This window comes from Trebonia sp. (assembly GCF_030042015.1).
Taxonomy (GTDB): Bacteria; Actinomycetota; Actinomycetes; order Streptosporangiales; family Streptosporangiaceae; genus Trebonia.
The window spans coordinates 1-15,749 of record NZ_JASIAL010000398.1; the positions used below are offsets into that span (position 1 = coordinate 1).

General features: G+C 72.5%; 17 protein-coding genes and 1 riboswitch. Of the genes, 10 read left to right on the forward strand and 7 right to left on the reverse strand.

Translation table 11 applies throughout. From position 1 onward, the window contains the following. From Q1N79_RS21580 to Q1N79_RS21595, 4 genes are all read right to left on the reverse strand, one after another. Positions 1-635 (reverse strand): 2Fe-2S iron-sulfur cluster-binding protein (locus Q1N79_RS21580; protein WP_300611721.1); only part of this gene is annotated, 635 nt, incomplete at its 3' end. Beyond that, positions 632-1,516 (reverse strand): dihydropteroate synthase, encoded by an 885-nt coding sequence (locus Q1N79_RS21585; RefSeq protein WP_300611723.1) that lies wholly within the window; start codon positions 1,514-1,516, stop codon positions 632-634. The genes Q1N79_RS21580 and Q1N79_RS21585, both read right to left, overlap by 4 nt. A 17-nt stretch (positions 1,517-1,533) precedes the next feature. Next, positions 1,534-2,199 carry a corrinoid protein gene (locus tag Q1N79_RS21590; RefSeq protein ID WP_300611725.1) on the reverse strand — a complete coding sequence of 222 codons (666 nt, stop codon included), beginning with the start codon at positions 2,197-2,199 and terminating at the stop codon, positions 1,534-1,536. A gap of 26 nt (positions 2,200-2,225) precedes the next feature. After that, the gene (locus Q1N79_RS21595; RefSeq protein WP_300611727.1) at positions 2,226-3,065 is read right to left on the reverse strand and encodes an IclR family transcriptional regulator; all 840 of its coding nucleotides are present in this window, start codon (positions 3,063-3,065) and stop codon (positions 2,226-2,228) included. A 132-nt stretch (positions 3,066-3,197) separates the two neighbouring features. Here Q1N79_RS21595 and Q1N79_RS21600 point away from each other — a divergent pair, with 132 nt between their 5' ends. The 3 genes from Q1N79_RS21600 (at position 3,198) to Q1N79_RS21610 (ending at position 6,245) form a co-directional block, all read left to right on the forward strand. Beyond that, complete coding sequence (locus Q1N79_RS21600; RefSeq protein ID WP_300611729.1) at positions 3,198-4,658, forward strand: trimethylamine methyltransferase family protein; 1,461 nt, start codon at positions 3,198-3,200, stop codon at positions 4,656-4,658. 118 nt (positions 4,659-4,776) lie between these two features. Then, positions 4,777-5,529, forward strand: a complete 753-nt coding sequence (locus Q1N79_RS21605; RefSeq protein ID WP_300611731.1) for an LLM class flavin-dependent oxidoreductase — start codon at positions 4,777-4,779, stop codon at positions 5,527-5,529. 116 nt (positions 5,530-5,645) lie between these two features. Beyond that, positions 5,646-6,245, forward strand: coding sequence for a DinB family protein (locus Q1N79_RS21610; RefSeq protein WP_300611733.1), 600 nt, complete (start codon positions 5,646-5,648; stop codon positions 6,243-6,245). A 139-nt stretch (positions 6,246-6,384) separates the two neighbouring features. On the opposite strand, the gene Q1N79_RS21615 is transcribed toward Q1N79_RS21610, so the two are convergent. Both Q1N79_RS21615 and Q1N79_RS21620 read right to left on the reverse strand, forming a co-directional pair. After that, complete coding sequence (locus tag Q1N79_RS21615) at positions 6,385-7,059, reverse strand: response regulator transcription factor (protein ID WP_300611734.1); 675 nt, start codon at positions 7,057-7,059, stop codon at positions 6,385-6,387. Further along, positions 7,056-8,264: a sensor histidine kinase gene (locus Q1N79_RS21620; RefSeq protein ID WP_300611736.1), complete on the reverse strand. Its 1,209-nt coding sequence runs from the start codon at positions 8,262-8,264 to the stop codon at positions 7,056-7,058. The genes Q1N79_RS21615 and Q1N79_RS21620 overlap by 4 nt, the downstream gene beginning before the upstream one ends. Before the next feature lie 169 nt (positions 8,265-8,433). Here Q1N79_RS21620 and Q1N79_RS21625 point away from each other — a divergent pair, with 169 nt between their 5' ends. Genes Q1N79_RS21625 through Q1N79_RS21635 form a run of 3 tightly spaced genes read left to right on the forward strand, consistent with a single transcriptional unit; the run spans position 8,434 to position 11,851 of the window. Continuing rightward, positions 8,434-9,366, forward strand: coding sequence for an ABC transporter ATP-binding protein (locus Q1N79_RS21625; RefSeq protein WP_300611738.1), 933 nt, complete (start codon positions 8,434-8,436; stop codon positions 9,364-9,366). After that, positions 9,363-10,991: an ABC transporter permease subunit gene (locus Q1N79_RS21630; protein WP_300611740.1), complete on the forward strand. Its 1,629-nt coding sequence runs from the start codon at positions 9,363-9,365 to the stop codon at positions 10,989-10,991. The genes Q1N79_RS21625 and Q1N79_RS21630 overlap by 4 nt, the downstream gene beginning before the upstream one ends. Next, positions 10,988-11,851 (forward strand): ABC transporter permease, encoded by an 864-nt coding sequence (locus Q1N79_RS21635; RefSeq protein WP_300611742.1) that lies wholly within the window; start codon positions 10,988-10,990, stop codon positions 11,849-11,851. The genes Q1N79_RS21630 and Q1N79_RS21635 overlap by 4 nt, the downstream gene beginning before the upstream one ends. A gap of 253 nt (positions 11,852-12,104) precedes the next feature. Here the strand turns inward: Q1N79_RS21635 and thiE are convergent, their stop codons facing one another. Continuing rightward, on the reverse strand, positions 12,105-12,746 hold the full coding sequence (thiE, locus tag Q1N79_RS21640; protein WP_300611744.1) for a thiamine phosphate synthase: 642 nt from the start codon (positions 12,744-12,746) through the stop codon (positions 12,105-12,107). A 30-nt stretch (positions 12,747-12,776) separates the two neighbouring features. Then, positions 12,777-12,883, forward strand: a riboswitch (TPP riboswitch). On the opposite strand from thiE, the gene thiO reads away from it, so the two are divergent. From thiO to thiD, 4 genes are all read left to right on the forward strand, one after another. Next, on the forward strand, positions 12,871-13,986 hold the full coding sequence (gene thiO / locus Q1N79_RS21645; RefSeq protein WP_300611746.1) for a glycine oxidase ThiO: 1,116 nt from the start codon (positions 12,871-12,873) through the stop codon (positions 13,984-13,986). (Overlaps the previous riboswitch by 13 nt.) Further along, the gene (gene thiS, locus Q1N79_RS21650; protein ID WP_300611747.1) at positions 13,983-14,183 is read left to right on the forward strand and encodes a sulfur carrier protein ThiS; all 201 of its coding nucleotides are present in this window, start codon (positions 13,983-13,985) and stop codon (positions 14,181-14,183) included. Before thiO ends, thiS begins: the two co-directional genes overlap by 4 nt. A gap of 58 nt (positions 14,184-14,241) precedes the next feature. After that, positions 14,242-15,009 carry a thiazole synthase gene (locus Q1N79_RS21655; RefSeq protein ID WP_300611751.1) on the forward strand — a complete coding sequence of 256 codons (768 nt, stop codon included), beginning with the start codon at positions 14,242-14,244 and terminating at the stop codon, positions 15,007-15,009. 5 nt (positions 15,010-15,014) lie between these two features. Next, a partial coding sequence (gene thiD / locus Q1N79_RS21660) for a bifunctional hydroxymethylpyrimidine kinase/phosphomethylpyrimidine kinase (RefSeq protein WP_300611749.1) occupies positions 15,015-15,749 on the forward strand: 735 nt, incomplete at its 3' end.

Here is a 15,749-nt window from a genome sequence, read left to right on the forward strand (position 1 = left end):
CCCAGGTCGAACGCGATCCCGTAGGCCAGCGCGGTCGTGTCCCCGGGCTGCACGTCGATCAGCACGTCGTCCACGACCACCGCGGTGACCTTGCAGTCCGCGGCGCGCAGCACCCGCCGGGCCGCCAGGACCGCGTGCAGGTCGGCGCGCAGTTCCAGGTCATCGAGCGCGTCCAGGATCCGTTCCAGGTCGCTGCGCTGGTCGGCCAGGGTCGGCTCGGGCAGTTCCAGGTACCGCTTTTGCACCGCGGGCCGCAAGATGACGCGGCGGCCCACCCCGACGGTGGCCGCCTTCGGCCTGGTGACCAGCGGCGGCACCTCGACAGCGGCATCCGACGACGCCAGAGCCCGGCAGGCCAGCCGCCACCCAAGACGCAGCTCGTCCGGGGAGAACGCGCGGATGTCCACCGCTGACGGCGCGGGCGCGCCTTCGGCAATCCGCACGCGGCACTTCTTGCAGGTGCCGTGCCCGCCGCAGGTGGAGTCGATGGCGATGCCGTTCCAGCTCGCCGCGTCGAACACGGTCACCCCGGCGGGCACCCGGACCCGCCGCCCGCCCGGCTCGAAGAGCAGGTCCACCCGGGGCGGCCCCGCGCCGCCAGCCAGCGCAGCGTCCGGCGCCTGGGCTGTCGTCACGGCATGGCCTGAGTGGCGGCGGTGGGCACGGTCGCCTGGGAAGCGCGATGGGCGGCGATCCAGGCCGCGCCCCACGGGTCGCGGTCGAGCAGCAGGTCGGCCGCCTGCACCGAGCGGACGATCCGCGGCGCCCGGGCGTCCATGATCGCGCTGGTCAGCCCGCAGCGGATGGCCATCGGCAAGAACGCCGCCCCGAGAGCCTCCCGTTCCGGCATGCCGAACGAGACGTTGGACGCCCCCAAAGTCGTGTTCACCCCGAACTCGGCGCGCAGCAGTTCCAGCGTGTCCAGCGTCCGGGCGACCAGCGAGGTGTCCGCGCCGATCGGCATGGCCAGCGGGTCGATCACGATGTCCTCGATCGGGATGCCGTACCGCCCGGTGGCGACAGAGATGATCTTGCGGGCGAGCTCCAGCCGGCGCACAGGGTCCGCCGGGATCTCCTCCTCGTCGTTGGGCAGCGCGATGACCGCCGCGCCGTGCCGCTTGACCAGCGGCAGGATGGCCGCCAGCCGGTCGTCCTCGGCGGTGACCGAGTTCACAAGCGCCTTGCCCTGGTAGGCGGCAAGCCCCGCCTCAAGGACCGAGACGATCGAGGAGTCCAGGCACAGCGGCAGGTCGGTCAGGCCCTGAATCAACGTGACCGCGGCGACCATCAGCTCGGCCTCGTCGGCCAGCGGCGCGCCCATGTTGACGTCGAGCACCATCGCGCCGCCGGCCACCTGCGCGGCGACGTCGATCGAGATCCGGGACAGGTCCCCGCGGCGCAGCTGCTCCTGGAAGATCTTCCGCCCGGTCGGGTTGATCCGCTCCCCGATGATGCAGAACGGCCGTTCAGGACCGATGACGACCTCCCGCGACGCGGACCGCAGCACCGTCTCCATGGAGAAAGACCCCCGTCCTACGCGAGCGCCGCGGCGCGGCGCATGGCGAGCAGTTCCTTGGCCCGGACGACGGCGGCCGAGGCGTCGGCCGCGTAGCCGTCCGCGCCGACCACGTCGGCGTACTCCTGCGTCACCGGGGCACCGCCCACCATCACGATCACCTGGTCGCGCAGCCCGGCCTTGGTCAGCGCGTTGATGTTCGCCTTGAACATCGGCATCGTCGTGGTCAGGAACGCCGAGAAGCCGACGATGTCCGGCCGGTGCTCCTGGACGGCCGCGACGAACTTCTCAGGCGCCACCTGGACGCCGAGGTCGATGACCTGGAACCCGGCCCCCTCGAACATGATGTTCACCAGGTTCTTGCCGATGTCGTGCACGTCGCCCTTGACCGTGCCCATCACGACCGTGCCGATCGCCGCGGCGCCGGTCTCGGCGAGCAGCGGACGCAGGATCTCCAGCGCCCCCGCCATCGCCTTGCCGGCGATGAGCATCTCAGGGACGAAGAAGTCGCCGCGCTCGAACCGGGCCCCGACCTCCTCAAGAGACGGGATCAGCGCCTCGTACAGCAGGGTCTCCGGGCCAATGCCATCCGCAAGACCGGCCGACGTCAAGCGGAGCACCTCCGGCCCGTTGCCGACCAGTGTGAAGTCGTATAGCTGCTGGAGGAGCTCGTCCTTGGTCACGGGCGCACCTTCCTATCGGGCCGGGCCTATCGGGCCGGGCCTATCGGGCTGGTCGGGCCTAGCCGGGGGGAGGCGGCCCGGTACCCGAGGGCCGCGGACAGGCCGCCGGCCGCCGCCACGCACGCCTCCGCCACCGAGGAGACCTTGGCCGCGGACAGGCGGCTGGACGGCGCGGACACCGACATCGCGGCCACGACCACGCCGCCGTCCCGCCGCACCGGCGCGGCGACCGCGACCAGGCCAGGCTCAAGTTCCTCGTCGGTGACCGCGTAGCCGCGGTCCCGCACGAAGCGCAGATCATCCAAAAGCGCGCCGCGGCTGGTGATCGTCCGGGACGTGCGGGCCGCCAGCCGGCCCGGCGGCAAGGAAGCGGCGCCGTAGGCGAGCAGCACCTTGCCGAGCGCCGCGCAGTGCAGGGGGACCGGCCGGCCCACCCAGTTGGTCCCGCCGATCAGGTACTTGGCGTCCACCTGGGCGATCTGCTCCACCACGCCGTCGCGGGCCACGCCCAGGTTGACGGTCTCACCGGTCACCGAGCCGAGCCGGTCGAGGAACGGGCGGGCCACCTCGACCAGGCCCGCCTCCGCGCCGCCGCGCCAGGCGTACCGCACGAACATCTCGCCGGGGGAGAACCTGCCGTCGTCGTCCCGCCGGACCAGGCCGTTGCGCTCCAGCGCGAGCAGCAGCCGGGAGGTGGTGCTCTTGGCCAGCCCGGTCGCCGCGGCCAGCTCGGTGAACGTCACCGAGTCGGGGGCGGCCACCACTTCCGAGACCAGCCGGGCGGCCCGGTCGACGGCCTGCGTCCCGGTCGGGGCGCTAGGGCTGGCGGTGGTGGTCCTTGCGTGCATCTGGTGTCCTGCGGCCATAAGTTCCATGTTACGGAACTCCGTTCTACGATGTGATGTTACGGAAGGTCCGTGCCGGGGTCAACAGTTGTGCAGGGGCACGACCGGGCCCCGGCTGACGGCTAATGCAGCACCGGCGGGAACGAGGTGGCCATGTTCCGCAACACCATGCCGCGCTATGAGATCTTGTCGCCGGACGCGATCGCCGTCCTGGACAAGGGCTGGCGCCGCATCGTCACCGAGATCGGCGTGCAGTTCGCCAGGCAGGAAGCGGTCGAGCTGTTCCGCACGGCGGGCCAGCGGACCGACGGCGACGTGGTCTTCTTCGATCCGGAGTTCATCCTCGAGCAGGTGAAAAAGGCGCCAAGAGAGTTCGACGTGCAGGCCCGCAACCCGGCGAACAGCGTGCACATCGGCGGTGACCAGATGGTGTTCAGCGCGGTGTACGGGTGCCCGTTCATCAGGGAAGGCGAGGTCAGGAGGGACGCCACCCTGGACGACTTCCGCCGGCTGTGCATGCTGTCCCAGTCGTTCGGCCAGCTGGACTCCGCCGGCGGGGTGATCTGCGAGCCGAACGACGCCCCGCTCGACTCCAGGCACCTGGACATGATCTACGCGCTGGCGACGCTCACCGACAAGATCTACATGGGCAACGTGGTCTCCGGCCCGAACGCCGCCGACACGATCCGCATGACCGAGATCCTGTTCGGCAACGGGCAGGGCGCCGACCGCGGCCGCGCGTCCATCGAGCAGACCCCGGCCACGATCTCGCTGATCAACTGCAACTCGCCGCTGCGCTGGGACGACCGGATGCTGGACGCCCAGTTCGAGTACTGCGCCGCCAACCAGGCGGTGGTGCTGACCCCGTTCCTGCTCATGGGCGCGATGTCGCCGGTGTCGATCCCTGCCGCGATCGTGCAGCAGCTCGCCGAGGCGCTCACCGGGATCGCGCTGGCCCAGCTCATCAGGCCGGGCTGCCCGGTGATCTTCGGGTCGTTCCTGTCCAACATCGACATGCAGTCCGGCTCGCCCAGCTTCGGCACCCCGGAATCGGCCATCGGGCTGCTGATCACGGGCCAGCTCGCCAGGCACTTCGGGCTGCCGTTCCGCACCGGCGGCGGGCTCAACGCCAGCCAGACCGCGGACGCGCAGGCGGCCTACGAGGCGCTGATGACGCTGCTGCCCACGTTCCTGGCCGGCACGAACTTCGTCATGCACGCGGCCGGCTGGCTCGAGGGCGGCCTGGTCAGCTGCTACGAGAAGTTCATCATCGACGTGGAGTTGCTGCGCATGCTGCGGGTCGAGTTCACCCCGCTGGAGATCGACGAGGAGTCGCTGGCCTTCGGCGCGCACCAGGAGGTCGGCCACGGCGGGCACTTCCTCGGCGCGGCGCACACCATGGAGCGGTTCAGGGACTGCTTCTACCGCCCGCTGCTGTCCTCCACCGCCAACTACGAACGGTGGGTCAGGCTGGGCGCCAAGGACGCCACCGCACGGGCAACCGAAATCTGCGCCAAGACGCTGGCGCAGTACCAGCCGCCCCCGCTCGACGACGCGATCCGCGCCGAGCTCGACGACTTCGTCGCCCGCCGCCGCACCGAGCTCGGCGACTGACCCCCTGTTGCCGGAGAAAGATCAAGACGATTATCCAGAACGAGCCGTGGCGCCTGCCCAGCGTCACTGGGAAACCTGAAGACGCCCTTCGTCGTCGGGGACGGTTACGATCGGCATCGTGAAGCGCGCGATCGATGTCGGGCTGTTCGGTGAGCTGGCCGACCCGCGAGCGGTCGCCCGCCTGGCCGCCCGGGCCGAGGAGCGGGGCTGGGACGGCTTCTTCGTCTGGGATCACATCGCCTACCGTGCGCCGGTGCGGGCCGTGGCCGATCCGTGGGTGGCCCTGGCCGCGGTGGCCTGCGCCACGTCCCGGGTGCGGATCGGCGCGCTTGTCACCCCGCTTTCCCGGCGCCGGGTGCACAAGGTGGCCAGGGAGACGGCCACGCTGGACCTGCTCAGCTCCGGCCGGCTCATTTTCGGGGCCGGGCTCGGCAGCACGCGGAACAACGAGCTTGAGCCGTTCGGGGAGGTGACCGACCCGCGCGAGCGTGCCCGCCTGCTCGATCAGGGCCTGGACGCCCTGGCCAGGTACTGGGCCGGGGAGTTCGAGCCGGTGCCGGTGCAGCGGCCCAGGCCCCCGGTGTGGATAGCCGGCGAGTGGCCGCACCGGCGGCCGGTGCGCCGGGCGCTGCGCTGGGACGGCCTTTTCCCCATCGGCCTGCCCGGCCCGGGAGCGCTGACGGAACTGGCCGCCGAGATCCGCCAGGCCCGCCCGGATGCCAGCGGCCCGTTCGACCTGATAACGGAGCTTCCCCCGGACACCGACCTCGGGCCGTGGGAGCGGGCGGGCCTGACCTGGGCGGTCACGTTCTTCGGCCTGCAGCCTACCGAGGCCGGAGTCCGGGCCGTGATCGACGCTGGCCCAGGCTGACCGGCACGGTCCCAGCGGACGCACCGACTCCCGATGTGCTCGCCACGTTCCGGACCAAGAGCGTGCCCGCCCGAATCCGTTGGACAAGCTGCTGTGCCTGGGCAAGACTGGCAGCCGTGGATGAGGCTGATGAAAAGCAGACGTTGCACCGCTACCTGCGGAACGTGCGCGGGGTGCTGCTCTGGAAGCTCGACGGGCTTGGCGACTACGACATCCGGCGGCCGGTGACGCCGACCGGCACCAACCTCCTCGGGCTGGTCAAGCACTGCGCGGCGGTGGATTGCGTGTACTTCGGCCAGGTGCTTGACCGGCCGTTCCCCGGCCAGGACGACCTGGACTGGCACGAGGACGACGACGCTGAGCTTGGCGGCGACATGTACGCCACCGAGGCCGAGTCACGCGAGCAGGTATCGGACTTCTACCGCCGGGTGTGGGCGCACTCGGACGCCACGATCCAGGAGCTGCCACTGGATGCGCGCGGCACCGTGCCGTGGTGGCCGGAACACCGCAGGCACCCGACGCTGCACACCCTGCTCGTCCACACGATCCAGGAGACCGCGCGGCACGCCGGACATGCGGACATCATCAGGGAGACGATCGACGGTGCTGTCGGCCTGCGCGAGGGCGTCAGCAACATGCCGCCACACGCCGATGCCGCCGCCTGGAAACGGCACTACGACAAGCTGGAAAACATCGCCAGGTCCGCATCCGCATAAGGCCCGCGATACGGCGGCCCCTGCGAGTCGCCACAAGTGGCACCCCCGCCAGCTGCCCCCGGCCCAGGCCGCCGATGTCTTCGTGATCATGGAACGACGCTGAGAAAGGTGATGCGGCTGCGAGTGCCGGTGCTCCGGCTCAGCCGCGCTCGCGGGCGGGCACGACCAGACCCGACTCGTAGGCGAGCACCACCGCCTGGGTTCGGTCGCGCAGGCCGAGCTTGGCGAGCACCCGGCTGACGTGGGTCTTGACCGTCTCCTCGGTCACCACGAGCTGGCCGGCGATCTCCGTGTTCGATAGGCCCGCCGCGACCAGCCGGAGCACCTCGGTCTCGCGCGGCGTGAGCGCGGACAGCGCCGCGGGCGGCGCTGGCGCGCCGGCCTCCGGGCGGATCCTGGCGAATTCGGCGATCAGCCGGCGGGTGACCGCCGGGGCGAGCAGCGCGTCGCCGGCCGCCACCACGCGGACCGCCTCGAACAGCCGCTCGGCGGTGACGTCCTTGAGCAGGAACCCGCTGGCGCCCGCCCGCAGCGCGTCGAAGACGTACTCGTCGAGGTCGAACGTGGTCAGGATCAGCACGCGCGGCGACGTCTCGCCGTCGGCGCAGAGCTGGCGGGTCGCCTCGATCCCGTCGGTGCCCGGCATCCGGACGTCCATCAGCACGACGTCGGGCCGGACCTCCCGGCAGGCTCGCACCGCCGCCGCGCCGTCGGCCGCGGTGCCGAGCACGGTGAAGTCCGGCTGGGTGTCCAGCAGCGCGGCGAACCCGGCCCGCACGACCTCGTGGTCGTCGGCGACCACGATGCCGATCATGAGACCTCCGGTTTCGCCGGCAGAACCGCCTCGACGAAGAACCCGCCGCCTGGCGCCGCGCCGGTGCGCAGCGTCCCGCCGACGGTGGCGACCCGCTCGCGCATGCCGAGCAGCCCATGGCCGCCTTCGGCGGCTGACTGCGGAAGGTCCCCGGCGTCTGCGGGCCCCGGGCCGTTGTCGCGAATTCTCAGGCGCAGCGTGTCGTCGGCGTAGCGCACCTCCACGTCCACGGCGGCGCCGGGCGCGTGCCGCCGGGCGTTGCTGAGCGCCTCCTGCACGATCCGGTAGGCGGCCAGCTCGACGCCGGGGTCGAACTCCGTGACCGGGCCAGACACGATCAGCCGCGTGCTGGCCGCCGACGCCGTCCGCGCCCCGTCGATCAGCTCGGTGAGCTGCGGCAGGCCAGGCTGCGGATGACGGTCGGCGACCGTCGCGTCGGCGTCCTCGCGCAGCACGCCGAGCAGCCGCCGCATCTCGGTCAGCCCGGCCCGCGCGGTGTCGCCGATCTGCATGAACCGCTGCGCGCCCGCGGCAGGCAGTCCCGGTGTGGTCAGCCGCGCCGTCTCGGCCTGCACCGCGATCATCGAGATGTGGTGCGCCACCACGTCGTGCAGCTGGCGGGCGATGCGGGCGCGCTCGCCGCGCGCGGTGTGCTCGGTCAGCGTCTCGGCGAGCACCTCGGCCGCGGCGTGCTGCACGCGGGCCGCACGCCGTGCCCGCACCGCGATCCCGGTCCCCGCCGCCGCCGGAACGAGCGCCGCGAGCAGCACGGCGGCCGCGCTCCCGTGGCTGGCGAGCGCCAGCACGAGGAACGGCGCGGCGAGCGTCATGGCCAGGTACTGCGCGCGCTCGACGTCACCCGACCGGGTCAGCGCGTCCGTCCCCCCGGCCAGCCGGTAGACCGCGATGACCTCAGCGATCACCCCCGCGGCAGTCAGCTCGCCGAACCCGGCCAGCGCGAGCACGCTGGCCGCGGTGATCGCGGCGGCCGCCGCGACCGGCCGCAGGAAGATCAGCGGGACCGTGCACAGCAGCGCGAGCAGGCACAGCAGCATGGCGTACAGGACAGCCTGGGCGGGCTGGCCCTGGCCGAGCGTGATGGCCTGCCCGATCGCCTGCCCGACGGCGGCCAGCGCGAGCACCCCGCCGGCCAGCGCTGGCGCGTAGCGGGCGGACATGATCGGCGTGAGCCGCCGCGGACCCATGCATTCATTGTCCCCGCTGGACAGCCCGGCCGCGTCACCCGAACCTGGCATCAGCACGTAGCTCCTGAGGGGGACCACGGGCCCGTTCGGTGCCACCGGGACAGTACTGGTGAAGACCGCTCCCCGGAGTGATGACCGCAACCCGGCGCGGACCCTAGCGTTGCGGACTATGGAAGCAACGATCGAAGTCGACGGGCTGCGCAAGCGGTTCGGGTCCGCGCAGGCGCTGGACGGGACGACGTTCACCGTGGCGCCCGGCCAGGTCACCGGCTTCGTCGGGCCCAACGGCGCCGGCAAGTCCACCACCATGCGCATCATCCTCGGCCTGGACGCGGCCGACGAGGGCACCGCGCTCATCGGCGGCCGGCCGTACCGCACGCTGCGGCGCCCGCTCGGCCAGGTCGGCGCGCTGCTCGACGCCGGGGCGCTGCAGCCGAGCCGCCGCGCCCGCAACCACCTGCTGTGGCTGGCGCATTCCCAGGGCCTGGGCGCGAGCCGGGTCGATCGGGTGATCGCGGATGCGGGGCTGACCTCCGTCGCCAGGCGCAAGGCGGGCGGATATTCCCTCGGCATGCGGCAGCGGCTCGGCATCGCCGCCGCGCTGCTCGGCGACCCGCCGATCCTGATGATGGACGAGCCGTTCAACGGCATGGACCCAGAGGGCATCGTCTGGATGCGCGGGTTCCTGCGCCAGCTAGCGGCGCAAGGCCGCGCCGTGCTCGTCTCCAGCCACCTGATGAGCGAACTGGAGGACGCCGCCGACCACCTGGTCGTGATCGGCCGCGGCCGGGTCATCGCGGACACCAGCGTGGCGGCCCTCATTCAGGCCGCCTCAGGGGACCGGGTGGAGCTGCGCACCACCGCACGGACGCAGGCGACGACCGTCCTGGCCCACGCGGGGGCGACGGTCGCCGTCACCGGGACAGACCTGCTCACGGTCTCCGGCCTGCCCGCCGAGAAGATCGTCGCGGCGCTCACCGAGGCCGGCGTCCCGTTCGCCGAGGTGCACGCCCACCGTGCGACCCTGGAGGCGGCGTACATGGAGCTGACCAGGGATTCGGCCGAATTTCGGCCGGGGGGTGCTGGGGGGTCGGCGTCATGACCACGGTCACGCCCTACCGTTCGGAGCTGACACCTGGCCGGGACGGGTTCGCGCAGCTGGTGCACGCGGAGTGGACCAAGTTCCGCACCGTCCGCGGCTGGCTCATCGCCGTGATCATCGCGATCGGCGTGACGGGCGGGATCGGGGTGCTCTACGGTTCGGTCACCACGGTCTCCTGCGCGGTCAACAACGGCAAGTGGCTGTACGGCGAGGCCTGCATGGCCCCCCTGCCTCCGGCCGGGCCGGGCGGCGAGCTCGTGATCGACAGGTATATGTTCGTGCACCAGCCGCTGGCAGGCGACGGCAGCATCACCGTCCGCCTCACCTCGATGACCGGCCTTCTCCCCGGGCCCAACCAGATGGGGCCAGGCCCGAGTTCGGCTCCGGGCTCTGGCGCAGGTTCTGGCCTGGGCCTGACGCAGCCCGGCCTCGAGCCGTGGGCCAAGGCCGGCATCCTCATCACGCCCAGCCTCAGCCAGGGGTCCGCGTACGCGGCGATGATGGTCGCCGCCGGGCACGGGGTGCGCATGCAGTGGAACTACACAGGGGACACCCCTGGCCAGCCCGGCGCCGTCGGCCCGGCGAACCCGCGCTGGCTGCGACTGACCCGGGCCGGCGACGTGGTCACGGGCTACGACTCGGCGGACGGCACCCACTGGACCGAGGTCGGGAGCGTCACGCTGCCGGGGCTGCCGGCCACGGTGCAAGCCGGGCTGTTCGCCACCTCCCCTGACGAGACCAAGGCCTCGGCGGCGTTCGCCGGAGGGAGCATGGTAGACGTCGGCCCCACCGAGGTCACCGCGGTCTTCGATCACGTCACGCTGTCCAGGTCCTCGCTCCCGTGGCGCGGCGACTACGTCGGGGCGGTCCAGGCCGGAATCGGGGAGTATCACCGGGCCGGCGGGCAGTTCACGGTGACCGGGGCCGGCGACATCGCGCCCCGGCCGTACGAGCGCACCTCGCAGCTTGGTCCCGCCGTCACCCTCACCGACTACCTGCTCGGTACGTTCATGGCGCTGATCGCGGTCGCCGTGGTCGCCACGATGTTCATCACCGGCGAGTACCGGCGCGGCCTGATCCGCACCACGCTGGCCGCGAGCCCGCGGCGCGGCCGGGTGCTGGCGGCTAAGGCGATCGTCATCGGCGCGGTCGCGTTCGTGGCGGGGGTGATAGGCGCCACCGCCGCGGTAGTCATCGGCGGGGCGATCGTCCGCCACCGCGACTACTACCAGTGGCCGGCGTCGACGCCGACCGAGGTGCGTGTGATCATCGGCACTGGTTTGCTGCTCGCCGTGGCCGCCATCCTCACGCTCGCCGTCGGCACGGTGCTGCGTCGCGGCGTGGGGGCGGTCGCCATCGTCATCGTGGCGATCGTCCTCCCGTACGTCGCGTCGGTGACCCGGATCGCGCCGGCCACCGTGGGGGAGTGGCTGCTGCGGATCACGCCGGCGGCGGGCTTCGCCATCCAGCAGCCCTATCCGGCGTACTCGCAGGTCACTGCCACCTACTCGCCAGTGGACGGGTACTTCCCGCTGGCGGAGTGGAGCGGCTTCGCGGTGCTGTGCGCATGGGCCGTCCTCGCGCTGGCCGCGGCGGCCTACCTGCTGCGCCGGAGGGACGCGTGACGGCGGCCCCGGCCGCCGCCGCGGTCCTCGACAAGCCCGGCCATGCCGTGCGCGCGGCGGGCGCGGACCTGCGGGACGCGGTGCACGCGGAATGGACCAAGCTGCGGACGCTGGCCAGCACGTGCTGGCTGCTGCTCGGCGGGGCCGCGGTCACGATCGCGGTGGGCGCGGCCGCGGCGGCGGCCTTCAGGTGCCAGCCCGGCGCGTGCACGCTGGCCCAGACCGGCGCCGACCCGGCCAGGATCAGCCTCACCGGGATCGACGTCGGCCAGGCGGTGGTGGCCGTGCTTGCGGTGCTGGCGGTCGGCGGCGAGTACAGCACGGGGATGATCCGCGTCACCCTGACCGCGATGCCGCGCCGGCTGACGGTGCTCGGCGCCAAGGCGGCCGTGCTGGCCGGCTGCGTGCTCGCGGCCGGGGTAGTCGCCGTCCTGGGTTCGGTGCTCGCCGGGCGGCTGATCCTGCCCGGCCACGGCATGACGGTCGCGAACGGCTACCAGCTGCTCTCGCTGGCCAACGGCTCGGACCTGCGCGCCGCCGTCGGCGCGGTCGCGTACCTCGCGCTGGTCGCGCTGTTCGCGCTCGGCCTGGCCACCGCGATTCGCGAGTCAGCCATCGCCATCGGGGCCGTCCTCGCCCTGCTGTACCTGTTCCCGCTCGCCTCGGCGCTGATCGGAGACCAGGTCTGGTCCCGCCGCCTGGACCAGATTGGCCCGCTGAGCGCCGGCCTCGACGCCTGGACCACGGTGAACGTGAAGTCGCTGCCGCTCACCCCCTGGCAGGGCCTCGGCGTCGTGGCCCTCTGGGCGGCCGGCGCCCTCCTGCTCGGCGCGATGGTCCTGCGCTTGCGCGACGCCTAGCGCCACACCGCTTGTTCAGCGGCCAGCACTATGATCATGGCAATCCGTGGTCTCCGAGATATCGTTCACCCATTCCGCGTCGTTCTCCGCTGCCGCGACGCCTGGCCCTCGCCTGCGCCCGGAGTCCCCGCTCCCGTCGGAAAAGCACCTGAAATCGGCCGGTTTACCCCCGTCGGCCGACGATGACGCTACAGCCTGGCGGGACCCGGCGGCAATAGCCGACCGCGCCGAGGTCGTTCGGCGCCTCGCGGCGTCAGCCGCGCAGCCGCGACGCGAACGCCGCCGCCGCCGCTCCCGGGTCCGCGGCCTCGGTGATCGCGCGGACCACGACGACCCGGGTCGCCCCCGCGTCGAGCACCTGATCGAGCCGCGACAGGCTGATCCCGCCGATCGCGAACCACGGCCGTGAAACGCCCGCAGACGCCACGTAGGACAATAGGTCAAGCCCGGCGGCAGGCCGCCCCGGCTTGGTCGGCGTCGTCCACACCGGCCCAGCGCAAAAGTAATCGACGCCGGATTCAACAGCGGCGGCGGCGGACTGGGCAGGGCTGTGGCTGCTGCGCCCGATCAGCGGCCCCGGTCCCAGGATCTGCCGCGCCACCGGCACCGGCAGGTCGTCCTGCCCCAGGTGCAGCACGTCCGCCCCGGCGGCCAAGGCGACGTCCGCCCGGTCGTTCACCGCCAGCAGCGAGCCGTGCCGTCGGCACGCGTCGACGAACACCGAGAGCAGGGCAAGCTCCTCGCCCGCCTCAAGGCCCTTCTCCCGCAGCTGGATGATGTCCACCCCGCCAGCCAGCACCGCGTCAAGGAACGGGACCAGGTCACCAGACGCACGCCGCCCGTCGGTGCACAGGTACAGCCGGGAGGCCGCCAGCCGCTCCCGCAGATCCGTCATGGAGCCAATGGAACCACGAGCTACACTGACGTGAACAACCACGGGAGCCTGTAAGGGCTGAGAGGGAGGCACTCGCCTCCGACCGTCGAACCTGATCCGGGTAATGCCGGCGAAGGGAGAGAATGTGGACGCTGATGTCGTCATCGTGGGCGGTGGCGTGATCGGCACGGCGATCGCCTGGCGCGCCGCCCGCGAGGGCCTGACCGTGACGCTGATCGACCCAGGTGACGACCGCGACAAGGCGAGCCTGGTCGCCGCGGGGATGCTGGGCCCGGTGTCGGAAAGCGTGTTCGGGGAGCGCGACCTGCTCAACCTCAACCTGCTGGCCATCAGCCGGTTTCCCGGCTTCAGCGAGGAGCTGGAACAAGCCACCGGCTGGCAGACCGGGCTGCGCACCGAGGGCACCCTCGCGGTCGCCTACGACAGCGGCGACCTGGCCGCGCTCAAGCGGCTGACCGCCTTCCGCCACTCGATCGGCCTGCAGGCGCAAGAGCTCGACGGCAGGCAGTGCCGTCAACTCGAGCCGTTCCTCGCGCCCGGCACCCGCGGTGGCGTGCTCGCGACCGGCGACCTGTCCGTCGACAACCGCCGCTACCTGGCCGCCCTCAAGGAGGCCGCGCGCGCCGCCGGCGTCCGCACCATCCAGGGCACCGCGACGACGGTGGCGGAGCGCGGCGTGACCGTAGCGGGCACGGGCGCCAGGCTGGAGGCCGCGCAGGTCGTCGTCGCCGCCGGCTGGGCGATCAGCAAGATCGCCGGCGTCCCCGACCCGGTCCGCAAGGCGGTCCGCCCGGTGAAGGGCCAGATCCTGCGGCTGCGCCATCCGCGCGCCGTGCCGCCCGTGGCCACGCACACGATCCGCGCCATCGTCCAGGGCCGCGACGTCTACATCGTGCCCCGCGCCGACGGCGAGGTGGTCGTCGGCGCCACGCAGGAGGAGCGCGACGACAGGGACGCGACCGTCGGCGCCGTGCATGACCTGCTCCGCGACGCCACGACCGCCCTCCCGGCGCTCAGCGAGCTCATCCTGGCCGAAATCTCCGTGGGCCTGCGCCCCGGCACCCAGGACAACGGCCCGATCGTCGGCCGCACGGACACGGCTGGCCTCATCGTCGCCACCGGCCACTTCCGCAACGGGATCCTGCTCTCCGCGGCCACGGCCGACGCGGTGACCGCCCTCCTCACGCACAGGCAACCGCGCGACGAATGGCTCCCGTTCACGCCGGGGAGGTTCGGGTGACCGTCACGCTGAACGGCGAGCCCCGCGAGGTCCCGCCTGGCACGACCGTCGCGCAGCTGGTCAGCCAGCTCACCGACCAGCCGACGGGCGTCGCCGCCGCGCTCAACGGCGAGGTGCTGCCCCGCCGCACCTGGGCCGGCACGCCGCTCGCGGACCGCGACCAGGTTGAGGTCGTGACCGCCGTGCAGGGAGGCTAAAGAGATGATTATCCCGAACGAAGCGCTGGTCCCCCCGAACGGTCACGCCGCCTCCCACATGGACCAGACGTGGACGCTCGGCGGCCGGACGCTCACCTCCCGGCTGATCGTCGGCACCGGGGGAGCGCAGAGCCTCGACGTGCTGCGCAAGGTGCTGACTGCCTCGGGGACGCAGCTGACCACGGTCGCCATGCGCCGGGTCACCGCCGCCGGGGAGGGCTCGCTGCTCGGCATGATCCGGCAGGCCGGCGTCGAGGTCCTGCCGAACACGGCAGGCTGCCACACCGCGACCGAGGCCCTCCTCGTCGCCCGGCTGGCCCGCGAGGCGCTCGGCACCGACCTGGTCAAGCTCGAGGTCGTCGCGGACGACATCACGCTGCTGCCTGACCCCGAGGAGCTGATCGACGCGGCGCGCACGCTCGTCGCCGACGGGTTCACCGTGCTGCCCTACACCAACGACGACCCGGTGCTCGCGCTGCGCCTTGAGCAGGCCGGCTGCGCGGCGGTGATGCCGCTCGGCGCGCCGATCGGGTCGGGGCTTGGCATCAGGAACCCGCACAACATCGCGATGATCGTCGAGCGGGCCGGCGTGCCCGTGATCCTCGACGCGGGGATCGGCACCGCGAGCGAGGCGGCGCTGGCGATGGAGCTCGGCTGCGACGGCGTGCTGATCGCGTCGGCGATCACCCGGGCGGCCGACCCGGAGCAGATGGCGGTGGCGATGCGGCTGGCCATCGAGGCCGGCCGGGCCGCTTACGGCGCCGGGCGCATCCCGCGCCGCTGGCACGCCGTCGCGTCAAGCCCGGCGGTGGGACTGCCGGTATGACCGGTATGACCGGAATGAGCGCCATCCCCCGGGTGCTGACGATCGCCTCGTCCGACTCAGGCGGCGGGGCCGGGATTCAGGCCGACCTGAAGGCGTTCGCGCGCTGCGGAGCGCACGGGATGTCGGCGATCGTCGCCCTCACCGCGCAGAACACCCTTGGCGTGACGGCGATCGCTGAGCAGTCGCCCGGGTTCGTTCGGGAGCAAATAAGGGCCGTACTTGACGACATCGGTGCCGATGCCGCCAAGACCGGCATGCTGTTTTCCACCCCGCTGATCGAGGCGGTCGCGGACGAGCTGGCCGGACGCGGGCTGCCGCTCGTGGTGGACCCGGTGATGGTGGCGAGTTCTGGCGCCCGGCTGCTGCTGGCTGACGCGGTGGGGGCGCTCGTGGAGCGGCTGTTCCCGCTGGCCACGGTCGTGACGCCCAACCTGCCCGAAGCCCAGGCGCTCACCCGCCTGGACACCCAGGACCGGCGGGTGCTGACCGAGCGGCTGGTGGCGATGGGCGCGGGCGCGGCGCTTGTCACCGGCGGGCACGGCACCGAGCCGGTGGACCACCTCTTCGACGGGCGCGAGCACCTGCGCATCCCCGTGCCGCGCTACGAGGTGGCGGCGACGCACGGCGCGGGCTGCACGCACTCGGCGGCCCTCGCGGCGGGGCTGGCCGCCGGGCTGTCGCTGCCCGCCGCCGCGCGGCAGGCGGCCGCGGTCGCCGCGGACGCGGTCGCGCACGGCCTT

Coding starts and splice junctions, on each gene's coding strand:
- Q1N79_RS21600 (WP_300611729.1), top strand. CDS start 3,198: ATGTTCCGCAACACCATGCCGCGCTATGAGATCTTGTCGCCGGACGCG.
- thiE (WP_300611744.1), bottom strand. CDS start 12,746: ATGACGGATCTGCGGGAGCGGCTGGCGGCCTCCCGGCTGTACCTGTGC.
- Q1N79_RS21585 (WP_300611723.1), bottom strand. CDS start 1,516: ATGGAGACGGTGCTGCGGTCCGCGTCGCGGGAGGTCGTCATCGGTCCT.
- Q1N79_RS21615 (WP_300611734.1), bottom strand. CDS start 7,059: ATGATCGGCATCGTGGTCGCCGACGACCACGAGGTCGTGCGGGCCGGG.
- Q1N79_RS21625 (WP_300611738.1), top strand. CDS start 8,434: ATGGAAGCAACGATCGAAGTCGACGGGCTGCGCAAGCGGTTCGGGTCC.
- Q1N79_RS21620 (WP_300611736.1), bottom strand. CDS start 8,264: ATGGGTCCGCGGCGGCTCACGCCGATCATGTCCGCCCGCTACGCGCCA.
- Q1N79_RS21655 (WP_300611751.1), top strand. CDS start 14,242: ATGGACCAGACGTGGACGCTCGGCGGCCGGACGCTCACCTCCCGGCTG.
- Q1N79_RS21595 (WP_300611727.1), bottom strand. CDS start 3,065: ATGGCCGCAGGACACCAGATGCACGCAAGGACCACCACCGCCAGCCCT.
- Q1N79_RS21630 (WP_300611740.1), top strand. CDS start 9,363: ATGACCACGGTCACGCCCTACCGTTCGGAGCTGACACCTGGCCGGGAC.